4 protein-coding genes are annotated in these 9,388 nt (G+C 71.5%); 1 reads left to right on the top strand and 3 read right to left on the bottom strand.

Translation table 11 applies throughout. The annotated features are described in order from the left end of the window. Positions 1–127 precede the first annotated feature (127 nt). Positions 128–2,083, bottom strand: coding sequence for a penicillin-binding transpeptidase domain-containing protein (locus E1258_RS26350; protein WP_132405856.1), 1,956 nt, complete (start codon positions 2,081–2,083; stop codon positions 128–130). Between the two features lie 281 nt (positions 2,084–2,364). Here E1258_RS26350 and E1258_RS26345 point away from each other — a divergent pair, with 281 nt between their 5' ends. After that, entirely contained in the window at positions 2,365–7,422 is a 5,058-nt protein-coding gene (locus E1258_RS26345; RefSeq protein ID WP_132405854.1) for an NAD-glutamate dehydrogenase, read from the top strand. Positions 7,423–7,483: 61 nt separating this feature from the next. Here the strand turns inward: E1258_RS26345 and E1258_RS26340 are convergent, their stop codons facing one another. After that, positions 7,484–8,197, bottom strand: coding sequence for a class F sortase (locus tag E1258_RS26340; RefSeq protein ID WP_132405852.1), 714 nt, complete (start codon positions 8,195–8,197; stop codon positions 7,484–7,486). A 1-nt stretch (position 8,198) separates the two neighbouring features. Beyond that, entirely contained in the window at positions 8,199–9,227 is a 1,029-nt protein-coding gene (locus E1258_RS33600; protein WP_165949907.1) for a hypothetical protein, read from the bottom strand. Positions 9,228–9,388: the final 161 nt, after the last annotated feature.

Raw genomic sequence — 9,388 nt, 5'->3', positions numbered from 1 at the left:
GACAGGGCATCGCCTGACCGACAAGCCCCGCTGGCCGCCACCATGTCGGGGACATGGCGGTATCCGAGCGGCGGGATGCCCCCATGTCGCCGACATGGCAGCCCGGTGCGATCCCTTCCGGCGGCAGTCAGCTGGCAGCCAGGGCGCGCAGGAAGCGCTCGCTGATCGGCACCGCGCTCGCCCCGCTCGACCCGCCCTGCTCCACGAAGACCGCGAACGCCACGTCGCCCTGCCAACCGACGAACCAGGCGTGGGTGTGCGCGGGGTTGTCGTCGTACTCGGCGGTGCCGGTCTTGCCGTGTACGGGGCCGCCGGGGGCGTCGGCGAGGGCGGTGGCGGTGCCGGCGGTGACCACCTCGCGCATCATCGTGCGCAGCGGCTCGACCGACTCCGGCTTGAGCTGCGGCCCGGCGGGCGCGGCCTTGGCCGGGGCCGGGTCGGCGACGAGCTTCGGCTGCTCCCAGCGGCCCCGGGCGACGGCGGCGGTGGCGGCGGCCATGACCAGCGGGCTGACCACGGTGGTGCCCTGCCCGAACGCGGCGGCGGCCTGCTCCGCGGGGGAGCCGTTGGCGGAAACCTTGCCGGTGAACGCGTCCACGCCGAGGTCCCACTCGGCCTCCAGGCCGAGCGCCCGGCCGGTCTGGGCGAGGCCGTCGGGACCGAGCTTCGGGGCGAGCGCGGCGAACGCCGTGTTGCAGGACTTCGCGAAGTCGGTGCGGAACGGGACGGTGCCGAGGGCGAAGTTGTCGGAGTTCTTGAACGACCTACCGTCCACGGTGAACGTCTTCGGGCAGGCGACCGGGCCGGCCAGGGTGACCGCGCCCCGGTCCAGCAGGCCGAGGGCGCTGACCATCTTGAACGTCGAGCCGGGCGGCACCTGGGCGGTGAACGCGAGGTTCTCGCCGGCGGCACCCGGGCCGTTCGCGGCGGCCAGCACCGCGCCGTCGCCGACCCGCACCGCCACCAGGGCGGAGCGGCGCTTCTCGCCGCGCAGCGCGGCGTCGGCGGCGTTCTGGGTGGCCACGTCGAGGGTGGTCCGCACCGCCTGGCCGGGCTTCGGCTCCTGCCGGAACAGTTCCGTGCCGGTCGGCACGAGGGCGCCGTCCGGCCCCGGTCGCTCGCTTATCACGGTGAGGCCGGGTGCGCCGCGCAGCCGCTCGTCGTACCGGCCCTGGAGGCCGCCGTGGCCGACGAGGTCGCCCTGGCGGTACCGGTCGGGGTGAGCGGCCAGGTCGTCGGCCTGGGCCTGGTCGACCGAGCCGAGCAGCGCCCGGGCGAACTCGCGCGTCGGGGCCAGGTCGAGCTTCTCGGCCCGGAACTTGGTGCCGGGCAGGTCGTAGACGCGGGAACGGATCTGCCGGTACGCCTCGTCGCGCAGCGTCACCACCTCGACGAACGCGCCGGGGTCGGCGTCGGCGAGGCGTTTGGGCAGGTCGGAGAGGTCGACCGGTGGGGTGATGGCCGGCCGGATCGCCCGGAACGCGGCGTCGAGCTGCCGCGCCACCGCCTTGGCGTCGGTGACCTCGCTCGGTTGCAGCCCGACGCGGACCACGGGGCGGGGCGTCACGATCGGCTTGCCCGCGCCGTCGAGCACCCCGGCGCGGGGCGCGGCGTCGCGGCGCAACGCGAGCCGGTCGCCATCGGTGAGCTGCTCGTGCACCACCTGCGGCTCCCAGATCACCCGCCACTGCCCGTCGTCGCCCGTGGTGAGCCGTAGCTGGCGGTCGTACTCCCAGCGGATGCCGCCGGGCAGGGCCCACGCTATCCGGACCCCGGCGGTCGCGATGTTCGCGTCGACCTTCGGGTCGCCGGTGCGGTGCAGCGTCGGCGGGGTGTCGGCCAGTTCGCCGGAGAGTTCGCGGATCTGGCGCGTCACGTCGGCGGCGGGAACCTTCAGCCCGGCCGGGGTGACGAAACCGACGGCCTGGAGGTCGCCCTTGCCCCAACCGGACAGAAAGGCGTCGACGGTCGATTCCGGGCCGTCGTCGGACGAGCAGCCGACCAGCGCGGCGGCGGCCAGCACGGTGGCCGCGAGCGCGGCGAGCGGCCGTCGGGCGCGGCGGATCGGGTGTGTCAGATGCATGCGGGCGGTCCCTCCGGATCTCCGACTGCCCGCCACGGTAGTACGGCCGCCCTCGGCGCACTGTCCCTGCCCGCCACGTGCGCGAAGACGTGCCCGGGGATGTGAAGAAATTTCTGCGCCGGGTATTCCCCAGCCGGCCTACCAGGATCTGCAGCGGACGAAAGACACAGCGTCCCGAACCGTACGTCAGGGCACAGGTCCGATCGGACGCACCGATCGGCAGGGCCTAGGCTGGGCGGCAGAGTGACCCACAACGCGGTGGGTCGAGGGGAGTGGCACCGATGGACCGGCGTCCGGCGATCAAACCGGGACCCGACCCCCGGCAGGTTGACACCGGCCGGGACGACAGTTTCGATTCGGCAACCGACGGGGACGGCTTCGGCCGACTCGACACAGGCGTGACCGGGATGACCGGTTCGAGCATCGACACCCTCTACGACCTCGGGCTGCCCGCGGAGGCGCTGGCCGACGACGTCGAGGATGCCGAACTCGACGAGCCGGTCCCGAACGCCGAACGCCTGGTGGCCCAGGCCGTCGCGCTCGCCGGTGACGACCACGACGCGGCGACACTGGTCAGCCGCTTCTGGCGGTTCGCGCCGGACGAGGAGCTGATCGGGTTCACCCCCGAGGAGATGCTGGACGCCGCCCGCGCCCACCGCGACCTCGCCGAGCAGCGGGTGCCGGGCGAGCTGAAGCTGCGGATCCACGAGCCGGACGCCGACCAGCACCACACGGTGATCGAGATCGTCACCGACGACATGCCCTTCCTGGTCGACTCGGTGACCGCCCTGCTCAACGCCCACCACCTCGACATGCACCTGCTGGTCCACCCGCTGCTGGTGGTCCGCCGCGAGCCGCTCGGCCGCCTGGTCGAGGTCGCCGCCGACGTGGAGCCCGACGACTCGATCGTCGGGGACCTGGTCGAGAGTTGGATGCGGATCGAGATCGACCCGGTCCGCGACGCCGGCGAGCGGGAGAAGCTGCGCCGCGAGTTGCAGCGGGTGCTCACCGACGTGCGGGAGGCCGTCGAGGACTGGCCGAAGATGCGCCAGCGGGCCCTGTCCCTGGCCGACGAACTGGCCGCCGCCCGGACCTCGGACAGCCGTCCGCCGGTGCCGGAGAAGGACATCACGGACTCGGTGGAGCTGCTGCGCTGGCTGGCCCACGACCACTTCACCTTCCTCGGCTACCGGGAGTACCGGCTGGTCGACGCCCCCGGCGGGGACGGGCCGGCGCTGGAGGCGGTGCTCGGCACGGGCCTGGGCATCCTGCGATCGGACTCCCCGGAGGCGCGGGCGCTGTCGTCGATGACGCCCGAGGCGTACGAGAAGGTGCTGGAGAAGCGCCTGCTGATCATCACGAAGGCGAACTCCCGGGCCACCGTGCACCGGTCGGCCTACCTGGACTACATCGGCTTCAAGGTCTTCGACGACGCCGGTCAGGTGGTCGGCGAGCGGCGGTTCCTCGGGCTGTTCTCCACGGCGGCGTACCGGACGAGCGTCCGAAGGCTGCCGGTGGTCCGCCGCAAGGTGGCCGAGGTGCTGGACCGCTCCGGCCTGAGCCAGCGCAGCCACTCCGGCAAGGACCTGTTGCAGATTCTGGAGACGTACCCGCGCGACGAGCTGTTCCAGATCAAGACCGAGGACCTGTACCACGCGGTGATCGGCGTGCTGCGCATGGCGGGCCGCCGGCAGCTGCGGGTCTTCCTGCGCCGCGACGCGTACGGGCGGTTCATCTCCTGCCTGATCTACCTGCCCCGGGACCGGTTCACCACGCAGAACCGGCTGCGCATGCAGGACATCCTGCTGCGCGAGCTGAACGGCGTCGGGGTGGACTACACCACCCGGGTCACCGAGTCGATGCTGGCCCGGGTGCATTTCATCGTCCGCACCGACCCGACCCGCCCGCCGGGGGACATCGACGCGGACCTGCTCGCCGAGGAGCTGGCCGACGCGACCCGGCTGTGGGACGACGACTACCGCCTCGTGCTGGAGCGCAAGCTCGGCGACGAGCAGGCCAAGCACCTGTTCAGCCGGTACGCCGACGCGTTCCCGGAGGGCTACAAGGACGGGCACACGCCGTACGAGGCGATGAAGGACCTGGCGAAGCTGGAGCTGCTGGAGGAGCCCGGCCAACTGGAGATGCACCTGTTCCGCAAGCAACTCGCCCCGCGCGTGGGCGGCACCGGCCGGGACGCCGACGTCGACGAGACGATGGACGTCCGGTTCAAGGTCTACCGGTACGGCGAGCCGATGATGCTCTCCGCCGTGCTGCCGGTGCTGCACTCGCTCGGCGTGAAGGTCGTCGACGAGCACCCGTACGAGGTGGAACGGATCGACGGGCGGATCTGGCTGTACGACTTCGGGCTGCGGCTGCCGGAGGGGCACCAGGAGCTTGCCGAGGTGCGCCCGCACGTGGAGAACGCCTTCGCGGCGGCGTGGCGGGGCGAGGCCGAGGTGGACGGCTTCAACGAGCTGGTGCTGCGCGGCGGGCTGACCTGGCGGCAGGTGGTGGTGCTGCGGGCGTACGCGAAGTACCTGCGGCAGACCGGCACGGTCTTCTCCCAGGACTACATGGAGCAGACCTTCATCGCGTACCCGAGGATCGCCGCGCTGCTGGTGGAGCTCTTCGAGGCGCGGTTCGCCCCCGGCGGGGCGACGGTCGAGCAGCGCCACGAGCGCGGCGAGGAGCTGGTGACAGCGATCAAGGCGGCGCTGGACGACGTGGCCAGCCTCGACCAGGACCGCATCCTGCGGTCCTACCTGACGCTGATCCAGGCCACCCTGCGGACCAGCTTCTACGCCAAGCCGGTCGGTGGCCGGCCGAAGCCGTACGTGGCGTTCAAGCTGGACCCGCAGGCGATCCCGGACCTGCCGGCCCCACGGCCGAGGTTCGAGATCTTCGTCTACTCGCCCCGGTTCGAGGGCGTGCACCTGCGGTACGGGCCGGTGGCCCGGGGCGGGCTGCGCTGGTCCGACCGGCGGGAGGACTTCCGGACCGAGGTGCTCGGCCTGGTCAAGGCGCAGATGGTGAAGAACGCCGTGATCGTGCCGGTGGGCGCGAAGGGCGGCTTCGTGCTGAAGCAGAAGCCGGGGGACCGGGACGAGGCGGTCGCCTGCTACCAGGAGTTCGTCGGCGCGATGCTCGACGTCACCGACAACATCGTCGCCGGTGAGATCGTGCCGCCGCAGGACGTGGTCCGCCACGATCCGGACGACCCGTACCTGGTGGTGGCGGCGGACAAGGGCACGGCCACGTTCTCCGACATCGCCAACGAGATCTCGGCGGGGCACCAGTTCTGGCTCGGCGACGCGTTCGCCTCGGGTGGCTCGGCCGGGTACGACCACAAGAAGATGGGCATCACCGCCCGGGGCGCGTGGGAGTCGGTGAAGCGGCACTTCCGGGAGCTGGGGCACGACACCCAGACTCAGGACTTCACCGTGGTCGGGGTCGGCGACATGTCCGGCGACGTGTTCGGCAACGCGATGCTGCTGAGCGAGCACATCCGGTTGGTGGCCGCGTTCGACCACCGGCACATCTTTGTCGACCCGGACCCGGACGCCGCCACCTCGTACGCCGAGCGGAAGCGGCTGTTCGACCTGCCCCGGTCGTCCTGGGAGGACTACGCCGCCGAGCTGATCTCCGACGGCGGCGGGGTGTACCCGCGCACCGCGAAGTCGGTGCCGGTGTCGCCGCAGGTCCGCGCCGCGCTCGGCTTGGACGACGAGGTCACCCAGCTCTCGCCGCAGGAGCTGATGAAGGCGATCCTGACCGCCCCGGTGGACCTTTTCTTCAACGGTGGCATCGGCACGTACGTGAAGGCGGCCAGCCAGACCAACGCGGATGTGGGCGACAAGTCCAACGACGCGATCCGGGTCGACGGCCGGAACCTGCGCTGCCGGGTGGTGGGTGAGGGCGGCAACCTGGGCTGCACCCAGCTCGGCCGGATCGAGTACGCCCGGGCGGGCGGGCGGATCTACACCGACTTCATCGACAACGCGGCCGGGGTGGACTGCTCCGACCACGAAGTGAACATCAAGATCCTGCTCAACACGGCGGTCGCCGACGGGGACCTGACCGTGCCGGAGCGGGACGACCTGCTGGCCGGGATGACGGACGAGGTCGCCGAGCTGGTGCTGCGCGACAACTACGACCAGGCCCGCGCGATCAACAACTCACAGGCCCAGGCCGTCTCGCTGCTTCCGGTGCACCGGCGGATGATCAACGAGCTGGAGCGCTCGGGCGCGCTGGACCGGGCGCTGGAGGCGTTGCCGCCGGACGAGGAGCTGGCGGCCCGCACCGAGACCGGGCTGACCGCGCCGGAGTTCGCGGTGCTGCTCGCGTACGTGAAGATCGTGCTGGAGCGGGAGATCCTCACCGAGGGGCTCGCGGACGAGGACTGGACGACCGACGTCCTGGTCAACTACTTCCCGACGCCGATGCGGGAGCGGTTCGCCGACCGGATGGGTCAGCACCGGCTGCGGCGCGACATCGTCACCACGGTGCTGGTGAACGAGGCGATCAACCGGGGCGGCATCACGTTCGTCTTCCGGGTCGTGGAAGAGACGGCGGCGTCGGCGGCGGACGTGATCCGGGCGTACGTGGTGGTCCGCGAGGTGTTCGGGCTGCGCGAGCTGTGGGACGCGGTCGAGGCCCTGGACAACCGGGTCGACCCGGAGTTGCAGACGGCGGTCTACCTGGACACCCGGCGGCTGCTGGACCGGGCGGTGCGCTGGTTGGTGACCAACCGGCGTTCGCCGATCGACGTGCCGGCGGAGATCGCCCGGCTGCGCGACGGGGTGGCCCGGCTGCTACCCGGCCTGGAAAAACTTTTCTACGGCAGCGAGCGGGAGGCCATCGCCGCCCACATCGACGCGATGACCTCGCGTGGGCTGCCGCGCGGGCTGGCCGAGCAGGCGACCCGGCTGATGTACAGCTTCGGGCTGCTGGACGTCGTGGAGACGGCGGCGACCAGCGGGCGGGACGTCGGCGAGGTGGCCTCGGTCTACTTCGTGCTCTCCGACCGGTTCCGGGTCGACTCGCTGCTGTCGAAGATCTCCCTGCTGCCCCGGGCGGACCGCTGGCAGACCCTGGCCCGGATGGCGCTGCGCTACGACCTGTACGCCGCGCTGGCCGCGCTCACCGCGGAGGTGCTCGGCTCCACGCCGGACTCGCTGCCGCCGCGGGAGCGGGTGGGGCAGTGGGAGCAGTCCAACGCGACGTCGATCCACCGGGCGCAGCGGGCGATGGGGGAGTTCGACGAGTCGCGGGCGGACCTCGCGGCGCTGTCGGTGCTGCTACGCCAGATCCGCACGCTGGTGCGGACATCGGCCGCCTGACACGGTTACGCGTCGAGGGCGGACCGCTGCGGGGTCGGGGTCCGACCGGTCCCCGCCCGGGTCAGCCGGTCATCGTGGCGAAAACGACGACGTTGTCCACGTAGCTGCCCGCCGCCTGGTCGAACTGCCCGCCGCACGTGACGACCCGCAGGCCGGCCCGGTCGTTGGGGCCGTACACCAGCTCGGTGGGGAAGGCCGTCTTCGGGTACGACCGGACGTCGTCCACGGTGAAGGTGACCCGGCCGCCGTCGGCGCGGGCCACCTCGATGGTGTCGCCGGGCTGGAGGGCGCCGAGGGAGTAGAAGACGGCCGGGCCGCCGATCTTCGCCGAGTCGACGTGCCCGACGACGACGGCGTTGCCGATCTCGCCGGGGCTCGGGCCCGGCGAGTACCAACCGGCGTTCATGGCCTGCTCCAGCGGGGGCACCTGGACGGTGCCGTCCGGGTTGGTGCCCAGCGTCATGATCGGGGCGTCGACCCCGATGCGGGGGATCGAGATGATGGTCGGGGCGGCCCGGGCCAGGCCGGTCGCCGGCCGCGCCCCGTCCGCCGCCTTCGTGTCGGCGTCGGGAACCCCCTGACCGGCGACCGTCCCGCCAGCCCCCACGCGGCCGCCGCCGCCCTGGTGCAACGGTTGGGGCGGGTGGGGCGTGGCAGCGGTGTGCATCGAGGCGCCCACCATCCCGGCGCCCGCCATGGCGAGCAGGACGACGACGGCCGCGCCGGCGGCGCGCCACGGTTGCCCGTGGCGGCCGCCGGCTGGTGTCGCCGTCACGTCAGGCGAGGGACCCATTGGCCCGCCGCCGCCGCATCAGCACGATGCCGCCGAGCGCCGCGGCGCCCAGCATGCCGGCCCCGGTGGTGGCCAACCCGCGGTCGGTGCCGCCGGCCGCGCCGCCGTCACCACCCTCGACGTGGCCGCGCGGGAGCACGACCAACTCGCCCTCGCCGCAGGAGCCCTTCAGCTCGTAGCGGCCGGGGGCGGCGTCCTCGGCGACGTGTGCCTCGCCGTAGTAGACGAAGTCCTTCTTGTGCTCCCAGGACTTCTCCTGGTGGTAGCCGGTCCCCTTCTCCGGGCTCGAGCCGGAGTCGGAGTTCTTGCCCGACCGGTGCTTCTCGTGCTTCCTGTCGTGCCCGTTGTTGTCGTGGTCGTTCTTGTCGTACCCGTTGTTGTCGTGGTCGTTCTTGTCGTACCCGTTGCTGTCGTGGTCGTTGTTGTCGTACCCGTTGCTGTCGTACCCGTTGTTGTCGTACCCGTTGTTGTCGTACCCGTTGCTGTCGTACCCGTTCTTGTCGTACCCGTTCTTCTCGTACCCGTTCTTGCCGTAGTCGTTCTCGGCCCCCTGGTCGTACCCGTAGCCGCTCCCCTCGCTGTACGAGCCGTCCGCGTTGCCGCCGCCCTTGCCGCCCTCGGCCTTCTCGCCCTCCTTCGGCTTGGCCGTCTCGTTCTCCTTGGCCTTGCCGTGCTCCTCGCCGGTCTTCTCCTCGGCGGCCTTCTTATCGGCCTGGGAGCCCTCTTCCGTGCCCTGGTTGCCGTGCTCGCCCTGCTTCTCGGCCGGGTGCAGCTCGACCTTGCCGGTCACCTTGGACCAGACGTAGGCATGTTCCTGGGGCTCCGGGCAGACCTCGAGGAGCTGGACCTTCTCGCCGGGCTTGACGACGTGCGGCTTGGCATAGACCTTGCCGTCGTGGGCCTCGCCGTCGTAGCGGCCGTCCGCGAACGCGATCCCCGGCGTGAACACCAGCAGGGACGCGCCGCCGAGTGCGGCACCCGCAACGACCTTCCCGAGCATCTTGTTTGCCATGACCTGCGTCACTCCATCCCTTTTCGTCCTGAGCCCGACGTCAGCCGAGCTACCCACGACGTTAGCCCTGTTCACGAGCTATCAGGGGAAAGATTCGTGTTTTACAGTTTGCGGGTCGGTCGCGCGGAAGATGGCTTAAGGGCGTTTGACCCCGTCTGTCG

Origin of the sequence: Micromonospora sp. KC207, from assembly GCF_004348615.1 — a bacterium.
In the GTDB taxonomy this organism is placed as follows: domain Bacteria; phylum Actinomycetota; class Actinomycetes; order Mycobacteriales; family Micromonosporaceae; genus Micromonospora.
The sequence above is the reverse complement of the archived record's forward strand: the minus strand, read 5'-3'. Positions and strand labels throughout refer to the sequence as shown.

What these genes read in the sequence shown, in the direction of transcription:
- E1258_RS26350 (WP_132405856.1), bottom strand. Translation starts at nt 2,083, where the DNA reads ATGCATCTGACACACCCGATCCGCCGCGCCCGACGGCCGCTCGCCGCG.
- E1258_RS26345 (WP_132405854.1), top strand. Translation starts at nt 2,365, where the DNA reads ATGGACCGGCGTCCGGCGATCAAACCGGGACCCGACCCCCGGCAGGTT.
- E1258_RS33600 (WP_165949907.1), bottom strand. Translation starts at nt 9,227, where the DNA reads ATGGCAAACAAGATGCTCGGGAAGGTCGTTGCGGGTGCCGCACTCGGC.